The following is a 20,494-nucleotide window of genomic DNA, read 5'->3' on the forward strand; positions in this document are numbered from 1 at the left end:
GCCGCGCAGCGCGCGGGCGTGGCGGCGTCGGGTGATTCGGTACGGAGCGTGCCGCGCCGGGCGCGGCGGCGTCGCCGCGTGTCGGCGGCGCGAGCGGCTATTGTACTTCGCCGCCGAGTGTCGCTGACAGCGGCGGGTGGCGGCAGCGGTCCGGACTGGCCGTTCGGCCGGGGCTACAGCCACGCGGCAACGCCGCCGTGCCCCGAGCACGTGCCGCGCCGGTGACGGCTGAAGCTGTACGTGCCGTCGCGGCAGCGCGCGCTCGCGCCGTCGGGCACGCGGCCCGATTTCGAATGAGCGGGGGCGTGGACGGTGTCGCCGTCGCGGTTGCGATACGTGTCGTGGCGGTCGAGATCGGCTTCGTTGCCGTAGCCGGGCGATGCGCGGTAGGCATGCGCGGCAGGCGGTAACGCGGCACACGCGACAAGGAGCGCGGCGGACAAGGTCGCGATGCGTGTCGCGCGGCGGAGCAGGGCAGGCATGGTCTCTCTCGGTCTGTTGTTATCGGTGTCGGGCCGCATGTTAGCCGATCGGCCGAGGAACCGCGCCGTGAGGGACGGCGCTACGTCGTGCCGGACATCGATGCCGCGCCATCGGCCAGTGCGGCGTCGAGGATCCATCGGCGGAATGCGGCGACCTTCGGCCGTTCCGCGTGGTGCGGCGGATAGACGAGGTAGTACGCGAAATCGTCGAGCCACGCGACGTCGGCGAGCTGCACGAGCCGGCCGCTCGCTAGCTCGCCGCGCACCATCGCGGCCGGCAGCAGCCCGGCGCCCTGGCCGGCGACGATCGCCTGCAGCAACAGGCCCGAGTCGTCGAATGCAGGGCCGCGCGGCGGGCCGAAATCGTCGATCCGCTGCGCGCCGAACCAGATGTGCCAGCCCTTGCGCTCGGCGTCGTGCAACTGCGGCCAGCCGACCAGGTCGGCCGGCGTCGCCGGCATGCCGAGCCGCGCGACGAGTTCGGGCGACGCGAGCGCGACGATCTCCACCGTCAGCAGGCGCTCGCTGCACAGCCCGATGTAACGCCCGAGGCCATGACGGATCGCGACGTCGACGCCGTCGCGCGAGAAATCCGCCAGCGCGTGGCTCGTGACGACCTGCAGGTCGACGTCCGGGCAAGCTTCACGAAACTGCGCGAGGCGCGGGACGAGCCAAGCGGATGCGAAAAATGGCGTGACGCTCACCGTCAGCACGCCGCTGTCGGCAGCGCCCGACACGCGCTGCGACGCATCGGCGATCTGCCTGAACGCGTTGCGCACCGGCGGCAGGTAGTCTCGGCCGGCGGCCGTGAGCAGGATGCCGCGGTTGACGCGCTCGAACAGCTGCACGCCGAGATGCGTCTCGAGTGTGCGGATCATCTGGCTTACCGCGCCGGGCGTGACCGACAGCTCCTCGGCAGCCACCTTCACCGACAGGTGGCGGGCGGCCGCTTCGAATGCGCGCAGCGCGTTGAGAGGTGGCAAACGGGAACGATTCATTCAGTTTTTCTAAATCGAAAGTCCGACGAAATATCGTTTGAGACGATGCGTACGCGCGAGTACCGTTGACGCATCGGATCACAGGCTTCGCGACTGCCTGTCGGCGGCCAGTGCGATCAACATAGTTCAACTATATCCAGGAGGCAATCCGGACGCCGCGTGCTGCCGGTGGAACCTGAGAGGAGCATCGTCATGAACCGCCCGCGCGCATCGCGCCTTTTCTACGGCTGGTACGTGGTTGCGGCCGCGTTTGCCGTCACGTGCGTCGGCTTCGGCAGCGCATACACGTTCAGCGCGTTCGTCGAGTCGCTGCAGCGGGATTTCGCCGCGTCACGCGGGCAGATCTCGCTCGTGTTTTCGCTTGCCGGCTTCCTGTATTTCGGTTTCGGCATCATCAGCGGGCCGCTCGCCGACCGCTTCGGCTCGCGGCGGCTTGCCGTCGCCGGGATGCTGCTGACGGGCATCGGGCTCGCGGCTGCCGGCGCCGCGCAGACGCTGATGCAGGTCTATGTCGCGTACGGTCTCGGTGTCGGGCTCGGCGTCGGTTGCGCGTACGTGCCGGCCGTCGGCGCCGTGCAGCGCTGGTTCGTGCGCCGGCGCGGCTTCGCGTCGGGGCTCGCGGTCGCCGGTATCGGCGTCGGTACGCTGGTGATGCCGCCGCTTGCATCCGCGTTGATCGCGCATGTCGGCTGGCGCGGCGCGTATTTCACGCTGGCCGTGATCGCGATCGTGATCGGCGCGGGGATGTCGCTGCTGATCGAGAACGATCCGCGCGGACGGGGGTTGCTGCCGGACGGGGAGGCGGCGCATGAGCCGGTGGAAGGCGGCGGCGCGAAGGTCACCGGGCGCGATGCAGGCGCTTCGGTGTCCGGCGCGGCAGTGGGCCACAAGCCTGTTGCGGCTTCGACGTCTGCCGGCGCGACGGTGCGCGAAGCCGTCACGTCGCGTCCGTTCGCGAGCCTTTACGCGGCATGCCTCATCTGCTCGTTCGGCGTGTTCGTCCCGTTCGTTCATCTCGTGCCGTACGCGCTCGATCATGGCGTCTCGTCATCGACGGCCGTGCTGCTGCTCGGCGCGATCGGCGTCGGCAGCACGGCCGGCCGTTTCTTCCTCGGCGGCCTGGCCGACCGTTTCGGCCGCCGCACGTCGCTGCTCGCGATGTTCGCGGGCATGGCCGTTGCACTCGTCGCGTGGGCCGGTGCCGGCACCGTCGCCACACTTGCCGCGTTCGCACTCGTGTTCGGCGTGTTCTATGGCGGCTGGGTCGCCGTGCTGCCGGCAGTCGTGATGGACTATTTCGGCGGCCGTAACGTGAGCGGGATCATCGGCGTGCTTTATACGAGCGTCGCATTCGGCACGCTGATCGGGCCGACCGCGGCAGGCTTCATCTACGACGCGGGCGGCGGCTATCTCGTGCCGATCCTGGCCAGCGCTGCCGCGAATGCGATCGCCTTCGCGATCGTCGCCACGACAGGGCGTGCGTCGACGGCCGCACGTGCGGCGCGCGGATAGGCGCGCTTAGGTCGACGCACCATCGCGCGAATTCCGGTAGGGTGGCGGATCGTGAACCGACGGCATCCAGCCGGGAGGCTCCATGACATTCGACGAAGTCCGGCGGATCGCACTGGCGTGGCGCGGCGTCGAGGAAGGCACGTCATACGGCACGCCCGCACTCAAGGTGAAGGGCAGGATGCTCGCGCGACTGCGCGAAGACGGCGACACGCTTGTCGTGAAAGGCGTCGGCCCCGACGAGCGCGCGTGGCTGATCGAATCGGAACCTGACGTGTATTACGTGACGGATCACTACGTCGGCTGGCCGATCGTGCTGGTGCGGCTGTCGGTGGCCCGTCCGGACGCCGTGAAAAACCTGCTTCTGCGAGAATGGCAGGCCGTCGTCCCCGCCAAATGGCGTGACGAGATGGCGAACGGAACGCGCTGACGCGCCGGTTGCGACTGGCTGACCCGGTGTCGCCGGGTGGTTTCGGCGCGCTCGCGAGTCGCCACGAACGGCACAAGCGTTGCATCGATCGATGTCGATGCAACAAGTGGTTCCATCGAAATTCTTCAATTGGTTCTTAGTGAAGAACCGTTTGATGCTTACACTCCTTCGCTTCGAAGGCAGCTGACAAAAGCCGACGGAAAGGGCGCACGCGATGCGCCGGCGCCCTGCGTGCCGCATCGCACCCGCAGCTTCGCAGACTGCGTCGCGACCCGTTCCGGAACGGCCCCCGATCCGGCTGCGCGCCTGCAACCATGCAGGTGCCGCATCCGGCACGGCTCAAGAACCACAATCCCCCCTGCTGCCTTCACGCGATACCCGGCCATACCGGAACCGTTTTTTGGAGAGAGACAGATGAGTGGAAGCAACACAGGCCTCGGTACGGGCCTGAAGCAGCGGCACGTGACGATGATGTCGATTGCCGGCGTGATCGGCGCGGGCCTGTTCGTCGGCTCCGGCCACGCCATCGCGGAAGCCGGCCCGGCGTCGATCCTTGCGTATGCGATCGCGGGGGTGCTGGTCGTCCTGGTGATGCGCATGCTAGGCGAGATGGCCGTCGCGCATCCGGACAGCGGTTCGTTCTCCACCTATGCCGATCGCGCGATCGGCCACTGGGCCGGTTTCTCGATCGGCTGGCTGTACTGGTGGTTCTGGGTGCTGGTGATTCCGATCGAGGCGACCGCCGCCGCGACCATTCTCAATGCCTGGTTCCCCGGCGTCGCGACCTGGGTCTTCGCGCTCGGCATCACGCTGGTGCTGACGGTGACCAATCTCTTCTCGGTCAAGAACTACGGCGAATTCGAATTCTGGTTTGCGCTGATCAAGGTCGTCGCGATCGTCGTGTTCCTGTGCATCGGCGGTGCGGCGATCGTCGGCATCATTCCGGCGCCGGCCGTGTCGGGCGTGTCGAACCTGTTCGTGCACGACGGGTTCATGCCGCACGGCGCCGGCGCGGTGCTCGCGGCAATGCTGACGACGATGTTCTCGTTCCTCGGCACCGAGATCGTGACGATCGCGGCCGCCGAATCGGACAACCCGCAACGCCAGATCGTGCGCGCGACGAATTCGGTGATCTGGCGTATCACGCTGTTCTATCTCGGCTCGATTCTCGTCGTCGCGGCCATCGTGCCGTGGAACGACCCGCTGCTGCCGAAGCACGGCTCGTATCAGCGCGCGATGGAGCTGATCGGCGTCCCGAACGCGAAGGCGATCATCGACGTGATCGTGCTCGTGTCGGTCGCGAGCTGCCTGAATTCTGCGCTGTACACCGCCTCGCGGATGCTGTTTTCGCTGTCCAAGCGCAAGGATGCGCCCGCGTTCCTGCACCGCACCGATTCGACCGGCACGCCGCGCGCGGCCGTGCTCGCATCGACCGCGTTCGGTTTCGTGACCGTGATCGCGAACTACCTGATGCCGGAACAGGTGTTCGGCTTCCTGCTGGCGACGTCGGGCGCGATCGCGCTGCTCGTGTATCTCGTGATCGCGATCTCGCAGCTGCGGATGCGCAAGACGCTCGAATCGACCGGCGCTGACCTGACGTTGCGGATGTGGCTGTTCCCGTGGCTCACGTGGGCGGTGATCCTGTTCATCTGCGGCACGCTGACCGTGATGCTCGTGAGCGAGGACCACCGGATGGAAGTCGGTGCGACGGCCGTGCTGGCGCTGATCGTGCTGCTGGCGTCGTGGCTGAACAAGCGTGGGCGCGATGCGCAGGCGAACGCGGGGCGGCAGGTTTCGGCGACGTGATCTGATCGAATGAGGTAACGACGGGGCGCGAATTCCCGGGCGTGAAAATGGCCTGATCGGCGTTTGCCGGTCGGGCCAATTGCTTTTTTGCGCGGGTACGCGGACACACGTGACGTCACGCTGTCCGGTCTTTCGTACCCCGCGATCGTTGATGTGCGAACGCGTCAAAATCGAACTCGTCTGATTCCTTTGCCAACGGCAACGCCATACATTGATCGCTTCGAGAACCGAAGTGAACGATGAGGTCGACTTGCGTTAGCGGTCGCGCCGGGAGGGCAAATGGCGAACGAAAGCCTGAGATTGAGCGACGCAGGGTGGGCGGAACTGCGGAGGCGTGAAAGCGCGGTCATGGCTTACTACAACGATCAGGCGAACAACTGTACCTACGGTATCGGAACACTGGCTCACACCGGGCCGTGCACCCCGGAAGAATTGCGCACGCCGGTTACGACGACGCAAGTCAATGCACAACTCGCGGTCCGGGTCCGTCGGGCGGAAGCCGCCGTGCGACGACATGTATCGGTTCGGCAATTGACGCAGCTGCAGTTCGATGAGCTCGTCAGCTATGCCTACAATACCGGCAACACAGGTGCGCTGGCCGTGTTCCGTTCAGCGAATCGGAGCGACGACGCGGGCGTGGTGTCGCACATGAATCAGCGTGTCTGGATTCATCCGCGAGACGATAATGGGCGTCGTCTGGCGCCCGTTCGTTCAAACGGGCTTGTCAACCGGCGCCGACTTGAATCGGCGCCGTTCCAGCCACAACAGAGGGCACCGTGAGAACGGCCATGATCGGTTTGCTCGTGCTGGCGTCGATGCATGCATTTGCCGGCCCGACGGCAGCGGACGAGATAGCGGCGCGCAGCGGTTTGCCGGCAAGCGAGGTCAATGCACTGCTCAGCGACTGTGACTCGAGCCAGACGAGCATGAATTTTTGCGCGTGGCGCGATCAGCTCGTCGCCGAGCGGGAATTGCAGCGGATCGTCGACAAACGGGTGAGCGAGCAGCCACGGCGCAAGGCGGCGCTCGACGCGGAGATGGCGAAGTGGAAGAAGGCGCGCGACACGTCCTGCGAAAAATCGGCGCGTAACGCGTGGGGCGATGGTTCGATGCGACCTGCGGCACAGGCGATCTGTGCAACGGCGGCAACGAAGGAAATGGCGACAAGGCTGTCCGCTCGCGTTTCCCGCAAATCTCAATGAATCGGTCCGACATGACAAAAGGCCGCTGCGTTCGCGATCTCGTAACCGCCGACGCGTATTCGCCATGTCACACAGGAGTGACGCCCTGGCGTACTCGCGTCCGTGTATCAGGAGATCAGAGCGGCCGGCGTCCGCTCAAACGGCCGTGCCCCGATGTGTGACGATCGATTCGTTCCTGTTGGGAAATGAAGTATCGACAAGCGGGATATTTGTTACTGACACAGTATCATTTAATCTACGGACACTCATCACCAATCAAGAGTCCGACCATGTCGATCCGTCATCTGCTTTATTCCGCATTCGCTGCGACTGCGCTGCTCGGCGCCGCATCCGCGAGCATCGCCGGCCCGCTGACCGTCGATGTCTACAATCCGGGCGCGCATGCGATCTTCCCGGTTTCGTCTGAAATCGTTTCGGGCAAGACCGAGGCGATCCTGATCGACGCCCAGTTCCAGCGCAACGACGCGCAGGCGCTGGTGAGCCGGATCAAGGCGAGCGGCAAGACGCTCAAGGTTATCTACGTGAGCCACAGCGACCCCGACTATTATTTCGGGCTGGAAACTATTCACGCGGCTTTCCCGGATGCGAAAATCGTCGCGACGCCGCAGACCGTTGCTGCGATCGAGGCCAGCAAGGACGGCAAGCTCGCCTACTGGGGCCCGATCCTGAAGGACAATGCGCCGACTTCGGTGATCGTGCCGCAGCCGCTCGACGGCAATACGCTGCGCGTCGACGGCGAGCCGCTGCGCATCGTCGGGCTCGACGGCCCGACGCCCGATCGCACGTTTGTCTGGATTCCTTCGGAGCGGACCGTGGTCGGTGGCATCCCGGTCGCCGCGAACATCCACGTATGGATGGCCGACACGCAGACGCCGCTGTCGCACGCGAACTGGCTGGCGACGCTCGATCGGATCGACGCACTGAAGCCGGCGCGCGTCGTGCCCGGCCACTTCCTGCCGAACCGTGACGGCAGCCAGCCGTTCACCACCGGAGTCGCGTTCACGCGCGATTACGTGAAGGCGTTCGACCAGGAAGCGACGCGCGCGAAGGATTCGGCGACACTGGTCGCGGCGATGGAGGCGCGCTACCCGGATCTCGGCGAGAAGTCGTCGCTCGAGCTGAGCGCGAAGGTTGCCAAGGGCGAGATGCAGTGGCCCGCACCGGCGCCGTTCCCCGCGGCGGGCAAGACGGTGCGCGTGCAGTTCGGCGCTACCGCGTTCGACCTGCATTTCAAGGACGACAAAACGATGTCGTTCGTCGGCACGGCAGGCCAATTCAAGGGCGTGACGGATACGGTGCAGTACACGGCGCGCGAGATCCGTCCGCAGGTGTACATGGTGTACTGGCACGAGCCGTCCACCGGTTCGAACGTCGTGCACGTCGAGGATTTCGAACGTGGCACCGTGGATACGAACATCGCGGCGAAGGACGGACAGTTCCTGCATATGTCCGGGACGCTGAAGATCGTCGGTCGGGAATGAGCCGGTCTTTCGCAATTGAAAAGAAAAAGCCCGCATTCAGCGGGCTCTTTTACGGTCGATGCGGCAGCGACGCTTAAACGTTGAGCAGCCACCCCGGAGTACACAAGGAATGGACAACGTCGTAAGTGCTTGTTCTGACTGGGAAAACGTGCGGTCGACTGGGTGTCCATGCCTTCATGTGCTTTTGCACGGGTTTTAAGCCTCGGATGTCCATAGTCGATAGTTACTTCCGCCACGGCGCTGGAGGGGGAATCAAATCATCAAGCCGGGACCGAAGGCGAGCATTTTCCTGCCGAAGTTCCAGCACCATGCGCCCTGCACTATTGAGCTGCGACTGTGCTTTGTCGCGCTGATTCTCGAGCTCCTTAACCCTTGTCGACAGGTCGCTTTTGGCACTCCTTCGCCGTTCCTGGCGTTGCTTCTTTATCGCCCTCTCTAGGCCATTGATTTCTACCCACGCCTGTATCTCACGAATCAACGCCGGGTATCGCGTCCTTCGTAGCGCGGTGGGGTCGGTACCAGCCTCTCTGGCGACGTTGTTCTGGCTCACTGGAGTCCCGCGTGGCAGAACTCGCGGGTTGCCGGCCTTCAGACGTTCGAAGGCCAATAGGAATCGTTGTTCAGCGGACTCAGTTACGGATGACATTAAGGTAGCTCCTAAGACCGTTCGCCTCGGCTTGCAGCGCCTGCTCGCGCGGGCTGCCTCGCTGAGTTTTCGGAATTCGTTGTTCAACGCTTGCAAGCTGCCGCTCGACGGAGAGCTGTTTTGTTCTGTCATATACCGCGTCACGGCATGGTTTGTCGCCGTCACCTCCTGTACACCTCACTACTGACTCGATGCCGCCATAATCGCAGTGGCCATCCTTAGTGCAGCCGCCCAGCCGTGTCTCCCGAAAGGAGACTTCGCCATTTCGACCAGCTTTGACAAGCGCCTTGAAATCCCTGTTTCCAATCAAGCGAACTATAATTTCGTGCTTTCGTTCTTCGCCCAATGGGGAGAGATATCGCTCACTCACAAGGGTTTCAATCTGTCTGGCCATCACTTCGTATCGGGCCGCTACAACTTGACTTTCGAAGTCTTCACTGAAGCGCATCCGGCTATAGTTCTGACCGTAATATCGGGTTTGGAGAATCGTAAGGTGCTTCATGATGACTTGGATAGAGCTGTCGCTCAGAACGCCGCTGGCGAACATATTGATTCCGCCCGTCCGCCGAAGCTGGTGATAAGCCAACGGCCAAATCTCGCCAACCTTGAATTTTCCACCCTTGTCTAAGTTCGGAGTGAACATACGAGCAATTACCAGGTCATCCTCGGTAATCTTCATCTGCTCTGGGTCAAAGAGACGCGGGTACCTCTGCATCACGAACTGGTAGTTATAGGCCCTTGGACGTGTTGAGTAAGGTCGCCATCCGCTCGGAAGGGAAGACCATGGTTCGAACGCCGTGTGGAAAAGGTAGGGGTTCATGAGGTCGTCGCCACTGCAATTGACCTCTGGGTTAGAGGCTGCACACCGGACCCGCAGCTTGGCTACCACTGTCATAGCGTCTACTGCTACCTCGACGCTGGAACTCGTCGGCCATCGTGCGTCACTGTCCGGGTCAGTTTTGGTGGTTTCACCACAAATGACAAGAATGCGGCCCAGGACTGGGTCCTCGTCCCACATAAGGCAATCCGCCCTCAGCGCACCGACTTCTTCTTTTCGTTGGAGCGTAAAGTTGGCGATGTACGAGAGTCCAACCGACTGAACCAATGTCAAGTATGCCGAGAAGGACTTGATGTTGATGCACTTCCTATTCGGCGGCTGAACCCATCTTTCAAGAAGCGCGTCGATTCCAAAACGCTGCGCAGTGAGTTCGAAGCGGCCATGGAATTTTTGCCCGTTTCGCGCTCCGGCCCCGTTCTTCTGCACCGTAAATGGGCGGTGGCTATCGCGTCTCCCCTCATGGCCAAGTGCGCACAATATTGACCCAAAGTTGTGGGCATAGGCATCCACACAGAAATTGAAGCAGTCCTCGACCCGCTGTTTATGTTGGAGGAAGTCATCGAGACACTCTCTAAGTCGTCGAACTTGGTAGGCCCAGATACGCGGCGGAATGTAGGCCGTTTGCTCCACGTCTTCCTTGCCGCCTTGAAAGTGCTCGGACAAGCGGCCAATGCCTGTCTCGTCCAGCAGAGTGAATCCAATCTTCTCCCTTACACGAAGCAGACGGTCCAAAGTAATCACTAGGCGTTGACCATCGAATGCACAAGGGTACAGCCCAGGCACCTTTTCGAGGAGCTTTGGAAATCGTGTGAAGTTGCTCGCTAGAATACCTTCGCGGTCACAAAGGACCACCATTCGACGTAAGAGGTCGAATAGTTTTTTAACCGAAGACCAGCTTCTAGCACCTTTCGGCCCCCATACTATCCAAGTTGCTAAGAGTCTCATTATGTACTGGTTCTCTGGGCTGAGCGGGGGAGCGCTACGATTGTGCTGTCCTCCGGCGAAGTTAAGTCTGAGAGTTTTACCGGCCCACGCGGAGAATTCCCAAGAGCTGTCGCCCCATCGCGAAACGGGATATCCGTGAGCATCTTCTGCCACAACCCAGTCCGCTGGGGGCGGCCAGCTTGGAGGCCGATAGCACTCACTATTACGTGTAATTGGGGCGATAGTTAACTTGAACTCGAATTCGCAAGCTAAGAAGTTCACCGCGTACCCTCCAGTTCTGCAATTTCGTCTCGAAATGTCGGGTGGAAGTCACCTTCGGTGATGCGCATCTGCACTTCAGTCACCCACTCGCGCCGGACCTCGCTGGACTGCTCAAACCACCTCAGTTTTTCATGGATTCGGGTAATGACAAGCTGCGCCGGTGGCACGTTTTCGTTGCCCTTCGGTTGATGCAACTTGCTCATTTCATTCGCTTTGAGGTAACCGAAGCTCGCCAGTGCCCACACATAATCGAGCGAATCCACGTCGCGGTGGTTCTCACACCACAAGCATCCAGACGCTCGCACGCAATTGGGCTTCGGGGCCTCCTTGGGAACCTTCACAACCTGTTGAGGGGTGCCTGTGCACACCCCTGGCCCTACAGCTTGCATTTTCGGCGAATGTGGGTCGAACTTTGACCAGAATCGGGTAGCCTCGACCATGGCACGTTGAAGGCTTGGTCGCGCGTACACCCGGAGCAATGTCTGCTTCGTGTGCTGTGCCATTTCAGCGGTCAGGTCAGGGTCGGCTGTCTTGCGCAACAGCCAGTTCACTCTTGTGCTCCGCAGTGAGCGTGGCGAGACAAAGGGAACACCTAGTTCGTGGCATGTCGCTCGAATTCGGGAGCCTGTGAATCTCCGCTCAGGCCTACTTCCGTGGATTCCAATGAATGGAAAGAGTCGATTTGAAGATGGAAACAGTGTTCTGCGCCATTCAAGATAGCGTTCAAAGTGGCGTTTGTAGTCCTTGAATATCTCAAATAGCACGGTGCCACCGCGACGGTCTTTGTGTTCTTTTACTTGATAACCATCGATGTGGCTTACATAAAAGAAGTGCCGAAACTCGAGGTGAGCTGCTTGGGCAGGGTTCATTCCCGTTTGAGCGATGAACATGAGCAGCTCAGCCTCTATTCTCAGATTGGCGAGCGGGTGCCGTTTTCCGAGGCTCTCGACCTTCTCGGTCGTCGATTGCAAATTTTTGTGGCACTTGCGGGTTATCGTTTTTCCGCCCCTGAGCTTGATATGAAGGGGCAGGGGGGCATAAAGAACCGTTCCGATGGTTAATTCATCACAGATGTCCTGCAGTAAGTGACCGAACACAAATGTATCGCTCAAGTTCTGCTTCTCTGCGCGAACACCGACGGCAGTTTTCCGCCGTTCTCTGTGCTCGAGGCGGGTCATCTCAATAATACGGGTGTGTCGCTCGAGGGCGCGGTCCAAGAGCGTCCCCACTGTCGCAGCATAGCTATAGGCTGAACGCGAGGAAAGATGCCGATGTTCGGGATGGCAAGGATTTGCTCCCTTTCCATTATTTATACGCGTACGTTGGAACAACCAATCGGCCCAGGCGCAGTAAGTCTCCGCGGCAGCTTCAACGTTCAACGGATGACCAGCGCTGTCCGCAAATCCGAAGAAGTGCCTCAAGAAGCATAACTGTACAGATGCGGTTTCTCTTGACCCGCCGGTGGCCAGCCCCGTCTTCAGTTCCGCATGAAGTTTCACTACCAGTTCCAGACGGTCGACCTGCGGGTCACCTAGTGCTCCACCCACTATCAACTGCTGAACGCGGTGTGATTTGGCTGCAGCACCGCCCTTATAAAGCAGGATGGTGAGGTCCCATGGCGTTTCTTTTGCCCCGAACTTGACATCTGGAAAAGTCAGCTCAGGTAGCCGAAGTTCGTCACGCATCCGCGTCGTTCCAGTTTCTGTTTCCGAGCCCGGTGAAGGCTTCATTGAAATCCGCTGCGGCTTGCTTCTTGGCGCGGGTGTTCTCGAGGAATTTGATATACCCGAAGGTTGTTCTCTCGTCCTTGTGAAGCATGGCGTCTCTGACGATTCCAATCGCCTCGGCGGTATCGGTGCAGCTCTCGAGCAAGAGTTGGGTCAGCCAGGTACCGAATGTCGCGCGAGACTGATGGAACTTAAAGTGCTCCATGAACTGCATTCCAGCGTTTACCGCACGCTTTCTCATTTCATTGACCAGTCGGTCAACCGTTCCGACGGTATATGGCTGAGCGCGCCTAGACAGGAAAAGTAGATTTTTATGTTCCGCTTTCGCCTTCGCTTCTCTTAGCAGGCGAGTTGTCGACGACGCGTAAGCTTTCAGGTCGACCAGGAGGGCTTCGGGCACAACGAGCTCGCCGGCGACTGAGAATTTGGTAGCTACGCCGGTTCCGGGGCCGACAGGAAGTCGGAACACGCCAGGCGTATGTGGGTCTTCCCGTGCCGTGTGAACGCTGGTCACGGTCAAAGTGGTGACGGTGCCTAATCGTGCCCCAGTGAAGAAGCCTGCGCTAAGCATCAGATGTAGCTCATTTGTTTCGTGCTTTGCGGTGTATGCCAACAGTTTGCTCATGTGGTCGGAGCGAAGCGGTAGAAGACCGTCTTCGAGCAAATTGCCCACGCGCTTGCGGTTTGGGATTGAGAGGTCGCAACTCAGGCGTACCATCGTCCGCTTAAAGCCAGTAGCATCGTGAAAGGGAATGACGGCTAGTTGGTTAATCCACATTGGAGCGTTGGCGTCGACGAGATTGTGCGCGTCGGCGAATCGGTAAAACTGGATAACCGTGCTCATGCAGTTTGAAGCTGTAGTGCTGGCCAGTATGCCGTCGTCGCGCTCCTCAATTAAACGCTTTCTGTACATCCTCAGCACCTGCGTATCCTTGCGGACGGGAAAGTGCCGCCAGTCGATTTCGCGAGACTCAAGAAAATTTGCGTAATGGTGAAGATGCTTCATCGTACGTTTGCTCGTCTCTACGTCAATCCGATTGGAGGCTGCTCTGTCTAAGGCCCATAAATTTGCTTCGTGCCAACTACTGCCGTCATTCCAGAAAATTTGCGGCAGACGGTCGATAGGCGTTTTCGACTGCTTTATCCAGTCCAGTTCATCGTTGTCGGACAACGACGCGTCGAAGAACTCGTAACGAATATATTCAAGCCGCGCCATCGCCGGCTCCAGCTCCAGCGAAGCTGTTTCCCCTAGTAACGCGTGAGTCGCGGCCTGCCCGAGCAAACCGAGCGAGACAGGATGTGCCTAATGCCGCTCGGAAGGATGGGGTGGTATGGTCGGAAAGCGGATGTGGTTGAGAAACTGAGATTCGAGCAGCCCATCTAGTGGCGCTCGCGGAACAGAGCTCATGATGTTCCGCAGTCAGTTCGCGACGCGTGCTATTGCAGAGAACAACATGTGGCGGACGAAGGCATCGCTCGACTGGAAGCTCTTCTAGACTTCGACCATGGGGACCGGAGGTGCTTGTGACGATGGTGGTCGACCGCAGAAAAGTTCGACTGCGGCCATTCCGGCTCCGAAGAATCCAATCCTGGTGCTCGATTGTGTGCCACATCGCATCCTCACCAATGTACCCTCTCATATATAGGCTAGACGCCTCCATGCGGACGGGGTTTGCGATGAATTTAAGTGCGATGTAGGTGAATCGGGCGTTGCATCCATTTCTCAATCTAGCAAATTCATCGTCCTCGTTCAAGTATTTCGATTGCGGTTTTCGAATGAGTCCGCAATAGCGGTTGAATCGAATTACTTCAAATTTTTAAAGTTAACATTGCGCATTTATCAATAGAGGTTATACGTATTCCATAGTTAACTGGCGGTTGTTGTATTTTCAATTATATTGTGTTTGTTGGCTGTAATTTTTTGATGGAATACGGACTCCTCAATTTGCCGTACATTTAGAGACGATGAAGCACTAGAGCAGAGCGGCGCAGAATGGGGGGCGTACCGATGACAACGTCGCAAACCTATCGTGAATTGGTAACGACAGGTACGTTTGGTAGGCCGGCGAGGAGACGCGAAATTGCAGGCAGCCGGGGGGCAGGGTGACGCACGGCGGTTGATGCTGACAGCGCCTCGGTCTGATGTCGGGGGGACGCCGACTACGTTTGGCAGCATTGGTGTGCTATTAACGACGTAAAGTCGTTCTCGGACATGACGAAGCAGCTGCTCACAGGTACGGTTGATGACAACCGCATATGAGCGAACGAAACCGGTCATCGAGACGCGCGAGTTTTTGCAAATGCTCGCGTCTGCCGACGAGCTAACCATCCATGGTCTCGTCCAATCAGTCGCTGTATCCTTGCTCAGGCACTACCCGCTGGATATTCACCTTGAAGTATCCGCTGCGGCATTACCAAACGTTTAGGCCATTCCCAAACGCTGAATACGCATCGGGACGGCGGTCGCGACGCGCAGCTAGCCCTTTAGACTTGAACACAATGCCGAGCAGGGCCAACCGCGAGGGCCAATAGCGGTTGTGCCGCTTCGTTCAAGTCCCATAGGCGACGCAAGGCGCGGAATATCGGATTGGCGAGGTCTAGCGCGTACAGAGTCCCAAGGTGGCGCAAGGCGAGTTCGCGGGCCTTGCGAGTGGGCTTGCCCAGTACATTGGCCTCGACCACCGCGGCGGCATAGTCCGCGCGCGTCGCTTGTGGTGGGGTGTGCGAAAACAGCAGGCGCAGGTCGTCCAGCATCATGGTGCGAGCAGCATGCGGCCCATTGATGCCAAACCTGAAGCCCAGCTTCACCAGAAGTGCGTCGCGTTGCTCAGTCACGCTGCCGGTCCTTCGGCAGATTGTTCGGCAACGCATCACTCGGCACGCCATCCAGCGGATAGCCTTGGCTGCGGCAGTAGGTGACGACCATGACCTCAATCATGTCGGCCAGGCTGCGCATTTCGCGCCCAGCAGCCGACTGCAGCGCAACCTTGATGTGTGGCTCTACACGGACACTGACCACTTCTGATTTAGCGACGGTCATCGCACGAACCTCGTAAGCAAAAAGCTAGCATTCCGCTGGCATAACGCAGCAGGGCGTATATTCGCTACTTGATTTCGGCTCATTGGGGCGGCCGCCCAGATAACCCGCTCTCCGGTAATCAAGCCACCTGACGAGCGTTCGCTAGACTGGCCGCTCGTGTCCAAGCCGGCCTTCGCCGCCTTACGTCGCTTCAAGGCTGACGAACTCGACCGCATGTTGCCGCGCCAGTTACGAAAGCCCCGGGCTGAGACGCTAATTGGGAGCCTATGTACGAAGCTTGATTGCCCGAAAAGCCGATAGGACCAAGCCGTGAGAGTACGAGTACGAGCGCCTCGATACTCAGCGCATCCGCACCCGGAGCGCCGACGGCGACAGCGTCTTGATGCGGCATCGCTGGCGTGCCCTGCGTGCGTGCGGCGAAAGCCTGAAGGCAGGACCTTTCCCGCACTGGAAGTCGCGACGAAAATACCGGTGGGAAGGCAGTCTTGCTGCGGCCGGCGCTAGACGAGATAATCGATTACAACAAATGCCAGTATCCACGCGCGGATTGCGTGCTGGCCGCGCCGAGATGGAAATAAAAGGCCAATTGCGGACTGAGCCGGTACAGGCTCGGCCGTCAGGGGAAACGGGGTTATGCAGAAGACACTGTTGTCGCTCATCCAGCAGGCGAAGCCTCGCCGCGCGCTGTTTACTACCTACACCTTCAGCATTTTCTGGTTCGAGACGTTCGTCCTACCAGTGCTGCGCAACTGTGGCTGCGAGCAGGTTGATGTGGTGGTCGACGCACGGGAAGCCTGCAAGTCGACCGGGGAGGCGACGAGCCTGCACGCCGGCAATGCGTACCGTGTCATCCCTGTATACATGGATGGCACCGCGGTGTTCCATCCGAAGCTTGCGTACCTGCAAGGGGCGGAACATGACCAGCTGGTCGTGTCCAGCGCCAACCTGACTCTCGCGGGGCACGGCAAGAATCTGGAGGTTATTGACGCGGTCGGCTCGCACAAGGAGCCGGCCGTGTTCGGCGAATTCGCCAGCTTCGTTGATGCGCTGGTACGCGAGCGCGAATTCGCGCCCGAGAACGAAGCGGTGTTGCGCAGCTATCAGCGCCGCGCGCAATCACTACTCGACACCGCGGGGAACATTGACGAGGCCAGGCGCACGACGTGGCTCGTCCATTCCCTCGAGCAGCCTGCAGCCGAGCAGTTCGCGGTGCTGGCGAACCGTATCCAGAGACCCGAGAAGCTGTCGGTGCTCTCGCCTTACCATTCGCCGTCGGGCGAGCCCGTGCGGCACCTGGCTGCTGCCGTGCGTGCTGCCTCGATTCGCATAGGCATCAGCGCGGTCACCTGCCATGCCCCCTTCGACGAGTCGATGAACTGTTTCACTGAGCCCGTCGAATTCGTCGTCGCGGATACGGAAGATGCGCACCGGTTCCCGCACGCCAAATGCTTCGAGCTGGAAGGCGAGAACGGCGTGCTCGTGATGACCGGCTCGGTCAATGCCACGTCCCAAAGCCTGGAAAGCACGACCAACGTCGAAGTCTCACTGGTCAGGCTGCTCAAAGAGTCGCCCTTCAGCTGGAAGATGGTCGAACCGAAGGCATTCTGGCCATGCGACTTCGCCTCGATTGCCCTAACCGCGCGCAATCCGGCGCTGGAGGCGACGTGGACGACCGCGCATCGCATCGTCGGTCAGGTCCGACCGGCGCCGGGCGAGATGCCGGTAACTCTGTCTATCTGGGAAGGCGCCACGTGCCTCGCGCAGATGTCTGGTGTGACGTTGACGGAGAGCGGCGCCTTCAGCGTCCGGATGAAGGATTACTTCGAGCGCAATCGCGCCCTTCGACTCAAGCTGGCGGGAGAGGACCTGCTGGCCTCAGGTTGGCTGAACATCGAATTCGAGCTGTCAGCCGACGAACAGGAGCGCAATTTAATCCGGGCCGCCAACCGGATGCGCGCGGGCGACTTTCATCTGAGCGACATCGCCTCGATTTTCGCTTGGTTCCAGGGCCTTCAGTCGAAACAGCAGGTCAGGGGGGGCGGCTCGCCTACTGGCGGCGCGGGGCCCAAGCTGGAAGGCATCGGTGTCGGTCAGCTGAAACTCACCTACGAAGAGTGGCGCAATGACGTCGAGCAGTTCCATGTGTTTGGCCGGTCGGCCGACGTTGCCCGTATTTCGCTCGAGGCGGCCTTCAAGTGGCTCAATCGCGACCTCGCCGTGAAACTGCCGGTGGAGGGCGAAAACAAGCCCGAGGCAACGGAGGACAGGGGCTCGAAGGATGCGGCCTTGCGCCGGCCGAAGATGCAGCTGCTCACGACCGAGCGCGCCGAATTTGAGGACGACCGCGACGACGCCGACGAGACCGATGAGGGCCGCCTGGAGGAGGAAGGCAACACGCTCTTTCAGAAGCTGATGGAGAGCCTGCCGTGCGCGCTCGAGCTGGACGCACAGTCGGCGATTGTGCCGATGATGGTCGAGTTGTCCGGATGCGCCGTACTCAAGCGCGCGTTGTCACACCTTGAGCAGGCAAGCGAAAGGGCAGCGCCGGGCACGCCCGAGCCGCTCGTCATCGACGCCTGGCTCACACGGTTCTCCGCGTTTGACTACAGCGTCGCGAACCGCGAACGGTTGCTGCCGTTCTTCTGCGCGCTGGCCTGCTGTGCGGCGCATTACCACAGGAACGCGTCGCTTCAGGGCCTCAAGGAGGCGTTACAGCGCCTAGCCGGTCGCGCGGTGCCGGCCGATGAAATCGAGGAGCTAGCCCGGATGGCGCTCAACTCGACCCGGTTTGTTCGCGTGGACCCGAAGGATAGGGACGCAATCGCGACGAGCGGCCAGGTGATAGAGATGTGCGAAACGCTTTCGCAGCAGCTTGCCGCGCTCATTGCCGATACGGTCATCCGACCTGAGCTGAAGCCCATCATTCCATCCGAATACTCCGCGGTCTTCGCGGCCCTGCGCCAGCATCGCAAGTCAACGGACAAGGCCTTCGGCCTGGTGCGCGCCAAGAGTTCGTATTGCCCGTGCTGCACTATAACGTTGCAGGCAGGACAGTTGACGGAGCTGCGCGCAAAGCGGGCGATTGTCTGCAACAACATCACCTGCCAGCGACCGGTCTTCTACGGGCTGGACATGACCGAACTCGCCGAAAAAGGCCTGGCTGGCCGCTACAAGGGATAAGACATGCTCGACATGCCGCACTTCACCCAGTACGTCGACGATACTCAGAGCGTTGACCCGCTGGGCACTGCCGCCGTCATCGAGGCTCTGTACCGTTCCATCTACCCGGGCATCAACAATGCCGTCGAGTTCGTCCGCGTCTACTCGGCCATCTGCTGGATGGTGCGGCAGATTGACCTAGCCGCGGCCAAGGCTCACGAGCCTGACATCGCAGCGCTTTCGAAGGCGGGTATCGAGAAGATTCAGCTGCTGCTGACCTGGTACAACAAGATGCAGGAAGTGCCCGGTCTCGCGGGGGCCGACCGTCGTTACCCGGAAGACAACCGACGCGAAACGCTGAGCTTCAAGAACATGCCTGGCAACATGGCTGCGCGGCGCCTCGAGGTGGACCCGGATTTCGTCGTTGGCGAGGGTGCGCACTTCCTCACCGCTCCGCAGTATCGGCCAAGCCTGGTGAACGGAATGCGCTTCCTGGCCGAGTCGTCAGCGCTGCCCGGCACCTATCGGCTGACGACGGCGGGCGAAGCGCTGGCCGATGGCTATGAGGCGGCGATTGCGGACCATCCGCGACGCGACTGGCTGGCAGACGTCAATAAGGTAACCGTTCGTCGGGATGACGTGCTCGCTATGGGCGAGATGCTTGACTTGCGTGAGCCCTCGCCGGAGGAGATGCAGGCGTTCGTTGCGCAGTATTACCCGGACGATGCGGAGGTCGCCATCGGCCCGCGCTGGACCAACCGCTGGAGTGGGCTGACGCTCGCACTGCGCGCGCTCGAGGCGGAACAGCCGCATGCGAAGGACCAGGGCACGCGTGGTGTCGCGGTCTCGAGCATTCGCTACACGATGGCGCGCGGCTATAGTCTGGCAGGTGAGCGGCTCGACCTGCGAGACATTGAGGAGGTGCAAGGCTGGTGGGCAAACCTGCAACTGCGTCAGTACCAGCGTCTGGCGCTCGACACCCTGTTTCGCAACGTGTCGAGCTGGATTCACGATGCGACGGTCGACGAAGGTCCGCGCGAAATTCAGGATTGCGCCGACGGCATCGGTGCCGCGCTTGAGCGGGCGCTGCCCGAAGAGCATCGTCAAAGCGTTAGCAGCCTAGTCACACAGCTTGAGCAACTGAAGGGCGCCTATGGGTCCTTCTATGAAGCGTCGCCGTTCGTCGCTTCACTGCGCCTCGAGGAAATGCTTGGGCAGCTTCAGCACGTATGCAATTTTGCACAGCGCAGCGAGGAAGAGCTGCTTGCGCTACGCAACAGCTATATCGCGCTCGTGTATTGCGCAGTTGAGGCACGCAACTTGCTGTCGAACCTGTATGTGCAGCAGCAGTTCGAAACGGACCGGCTCTCGCTGACAACCCTGCGCGACCTCCTTGAGCGCTACGAGAATTCACGTCCGGCTGAATTCATCGCGCACGTCGTGCAGTTTTACGTGGTGCTGCTGCATTTTTCTGTCGTTCAAGAGCGCACGTACGATGGGCGCAACCGCTTCCTGTTCATGCAGGGCGACAACGGCCTTGAGCGAGTGGCAAGCCGTGGTGGCATTGGCGGCGTTGGGCTGATGGCCGACCGACTCTTTCATGCACTGCTACTGCTGGCCCAGTGTGGGCTTGTGAAGCGTTACGACGACGGCACCTTTGCGCTCACCGCGGCGGGCCGCAGGCGACTGGCTGCAAGCTGATAAAGGAAACGCGGCGGCCGCGGTGCCGTCGCGAAGTGCCGCTTGGAAGCTGCATACACTACCGAGATAATTGGTGGGCTCAATCTTCGACGTGAACGCTACCGGTGTACTTCAGTCGATGAGCTGGTCTAGCGCATCGTCGCCATCTGCGAGCCAAATGAAATTGTGGCCGCACTATAGTTTCCATAAGTCCGACTGCTCCACCGCATACTTGCCCTCTGCCCGAAATCACTGAATGTTCTCGCCGGCAGCATAGACGAGTCGAACTG

At 60.7% G+C, this 20,494-nt stretch carries 16 protein-coding genes; 9 read left to right on the forward strand and 7 right to left on the reverse strand.

Translation table 11 applies throughout. The features are described 5' to 3' along the window. Positions 1 to 173 precede the first annotated feature (173 nt). Both LXE91_RS07240 and gcvA read right to left on the reverse strand, forming a co-directional pair. Positions 174 to 482, reverse strand: a complete 309-nt coding sequence (locus LXE91_RS07240) for a DUF3761 domain-containing protein (RefSeq protein ID WP_039352141.1) — start codon at positions 480 to 482, stop codon at positions 174 to 176. 80 nt (positions 483 to 562) lie between these two features. Continuing rightward, a complete protein-coding gene (gene gcvA / locus LXE91_RS07245; RefSeq protein WP_039352144.1) occupies positions 563 to 1,480 on the reverse strand; it encodes a transcriptional regulator GcvA in 918 nt (305 codons plus the stop codon). Between the two features lie 192 nt (positions 1,481 to 1,672). On the opposite strand from gcvA, the gene LXE91_RS07250 reads away from it, so the two are divergent. The 6 genes from LXE91_RS07250 to LXE91_RS07275 all read left to right on the forward strand — a co-directional run bounded on the left by LXE91_RS07250 (position 1,673) and on the right by LXE91_RS07275 (position 7,908). Beyond that, complete coding sequence (locus LXE91_RS07250) at positions 1,673 to 2,992, forward strand: MFS transporter (RefSeq protein ID WP_039352147.1); 1,320 nt, start codon at positions 1,673 to 1,675, stop codon at positions 2,990 to 2,992. Between the two features lie 82 nt (positions 2,993 to 3,074). Then, positions 3,075 to 3,419: an MmcQ/YjbR family DNA-binding protein gene (locus tag LXE91_RS07255; protein ID WP_039352150.1), complete on the forward strand. Its 345-nt coding sequence runs from the start codon at positions 3,075 to 3,077 to the stop codon at positions 3,417 to 3,419. 414 nt (positions 3,420 to 3,833) lie between these two features. Then, entirely contained in the window at positions 3,834 to 5,225 is a 1,392-nt protein-coding gene (gene gabP, locus LXE91_RS07260) for a GABA permease (protein WP_039352153.1), read from the forward strand. 279 nt (positions 5,226 to 5,504) lie between these two features. Further along, positions 5,505 to 6,005 carry a lysozyme gene (locus LXE91_RS07265; RefSeq protein ID WP_076841684.1) on the forward strand — a complete coding sequence of 167 codons (501 nt, stop codon included), beginning with the start codon at positions 5,505 to 5,507 and terminating at the stop codon, positions 6,003 to 6,005. After that, on the forward strand, positions 6,002 to 6,427 hold the full coding sequence (locus LXE91_RS07270; protein WP_371295507.1) for a lysozyme inhibitor LprI family protein: 426 nt from the start codon (positions 6,002 to 6,004) through the stop codon (positions 6,425 to 6,427). The genes LXE91_RS07265 and LXE91_RS07270 overlap by 4 nt, the downstream gene beginning before the upstream one ends. Before the next feature lie 269 nt (positions 6,428 to 6,696). Further along, a complete protein-coding gene (locus LXE91_RS07275; protein WP_039352159.1) occupies positions 6,697 to 7,908 on the forward strand; it encodes an MBL fold metallo-hydrolase in 1,212 nt (403 codons plus the stop codon). 629 nt (positions 7,909 to 8,537) lie between these two features. On the opposite strand, the gene LXE91_RS07280 is transcribed toward LXE91_RS07275, so the two are convergent. The 3 genes from LXE91_RS07280 to LXE91_RS07290 form a co-directional block, all read right to left on the reverse strand. Beyond that, positions 8,538 to 10,124: a hypothetical protein gene (locus tag LXE91_RS07280; RefSeq protein ID WP_135370752.1), complete on the reverse strand. Its 1,587-nt coding sequence runs from the start codon at positions 10,122 to 10,124 to the stop codon at positions 8,538 to 8,540. A 470-nt stretch (positions 10,125 to 10,594) separates the two neighbouring features. Further along, positions 10,595 to 12,283, reverse strand: coding sequence for a site-specific integrase (locus tag LXE91_RS07285; RefSeq protein WP_039352162.1), 1,689 nt, complete (start codon positions 12,281 to 12,283; stop codon positions 10,595 to 10,597). Continuing rightward, entirely contained in the window at positions 12,276 to 13,541 is a 1,266-nt protein-coding gene (locus LXE91_RS07290; RefSeq protein ID WP_039352164.1) for a tyrosine-type recombinase/integrase, read from the reverse strand. The genes LXE91_RS07285 and LXE91_RS07290 overlap by 8 nt, the downstream gene beginning before the upstream one ends. Before the next feature lie 1,084 nt (positions 13,542 to 14,625). Here LXE91_RS07290 and LXE91_RS43650 point away from each other — a divergent pair. Next, complete coding sequence (locus tag LXE91_RS43650; protein WP_283140466.1) at positions 14,626 to 14,751, forward strand: hypothetical protein; 126 nt, start codon at positions 14,626 to 14,628, stop codon at positions 14,749 to 14,751. Between the two features lie 58 nt (positions 14,752 to 14,809). Here the strand turns inward: LXE91_RS43650 and LXE91_RS07295 are convergent, their stop codons facing one another. Further along, positions 14,810 to 15,160, reverse strand: coding sequence for a hypothetical protein (locus LXE91_RS07295; protein WP_174990692.1), 351 nt, complete (start codon positions 15,158 to 15,160; stop codon positions 14,810 to 14,812). After that, positions 15,153 to 15,365: a hypothetical protein gene (locus LXE91_RS07300; RefSeq protein WP_039352166.1), complete on the reverse strand. Its 213-nt coding sequence runs from the start codon at positions 15,363 to 15,365 to the stop codon at positions 15,153 to 15,155. Before LXE91_RS07300 ends, LXE91_RS07295 begins: the two co-directional genes overlap by 8 nt. Before the next feature lie 633 nt (positions 15,366 to 15,998). On the opposite strand from LXE91_RS07300, the gene LXE91_RS07305 reads away from it, so the two are divergent. Both LXE91_RS07305 and LXE91_RS07310 read left to right on the forward strand, forming a co-directional pair. Next, a complete protein-coding gene (locus tag LXE91_RS07305) occupies positions 15,999 to 18,545 on the forward strand; it encodes a phospholipase D-like domain-containing protein (RefSeq protein WP_039352169.1) in 2,547 nt (848 codons plus the stop codon). A gap of 3 nt (positions 18,546 to 18,548) precedes the next feature. After that, positions 18,549 to 20,225 carry a hypothetical protein gene (locus tag LXE91_RS07310; RefSeq protein ID WP_039352172.1) on the forward strand — a complete coding sequence of 559 codons (1,677 nt, stop codon included), beginning with the start codon at positions 18,549 to 18,551 and terminating at the stop codon, positions 20,223 to 20,225. Positions 20,226 to 20,494 lie beyond the last annotated feature (269 nt).

Source organism: Burkholderia contaminans (assembly GCF_029633825.1).
GTDB lineage: Bacteria > Pseudomonadota > Gammaproteobacteria > Burkholderiales > Burkholderiaceae > Burkholderia > Burkholderia contaminans.

Excerpts from the sequence above, each read along its gene's own strand:
- LXE91_RS07240 (WP_039352141.1), bottom strand. The coding sequence starts at position 482 with ATGCCTGCCCTGCTCCGCCGCGCGACACGCATCGCGACCTTGTCCGCC.
- gcvA (WP_039352144.1), bottom strand. The coding sequence starts at position 1,480 with ATGAATCGTTCCCGTTTGCCACCTCTCAACGCGCTGCGCGCATTCGAA.
- LXE91_RS07250 (WP_039352147.1), top strand. The coding sequence starts at position 1,673 with ATGAACCGCCCGCGCGCATCGCGCCTTTTCTACGGCTGGTACGTGGTT.
- LXE91_RS07255 (WP_039352150.1), top strand. The coding sequence starts at position 3,075 with ATGACATTCGACGAAGTCCGGCGGATCGCACTGGCGTGGCGCGGCGTC.
- gabP (WP_039352153.1), top strand. The coding sequence starts at position 3,834 with ATGAGTGGAAGCAACACAGGCCTCGGTACGGGCCTGAAGCAGCGGCAC.
- LXE91_RS07265 (WP_076841684.1), top strand. The coding sequence starts at position 5,505 with ATGGCGAACGAAAGCCTGAGATTGAGCGACGCAGGGTGGGCGGAACTG.
- LXE91_RS07275 (WP_039352159.1), top strand. The coding sequence starts at position 6,697 with ATGTCGATCCGTCATCTGCTTTATTCCGCATTCGCTGCGACTGCGCTG.
- LXE91_RS07285 (WP_039352162.1), bottom strand. The coding sequence starts at position 12,283 with ATGCGTGACGAACTTCGGCTACCTGAGCTGACTTTTCCAGATGTCAAG.
- LXE91_RS07290 (WP_039352164.1), bottom strand. The coding sequence starts at position 13,541 with ATGGCGCGGCTTGAATATATTCGTTACGAGTTCTTCGACGCGTCGTTG.
- LXE91_RS43650 (WP_283140466.1), top strand. The coding sequence starts at position 14,626 with ATGCTCGCGTCTGCCGACGAGCTAACCATCCATGGTCTCGTCCAATCA.
- LXE91_RS07300 (WP_039352166.1), bottom strand. The coding sequence starts at position 15,365 with ATGACCGTCGCTAAATCAGAAGTGGTCAGTGTCCGTGTAGAGCCACAC.
- LXE91_RS07305 (WP_039352169.1), top strand. The coding sequence starts at position 15,999 with ATGCAGAAGACACTGTTGTCGCTCATCCAGCAGGCGAAGCCTCGCCGC.
- LXE91_RS07310 (WP_039352172.1), top strand. The coding sequence starts at position 18,549 with ATGCTCGACATGCCGCACTTCACCCAGTACGTCGACGATACTCAGAGC.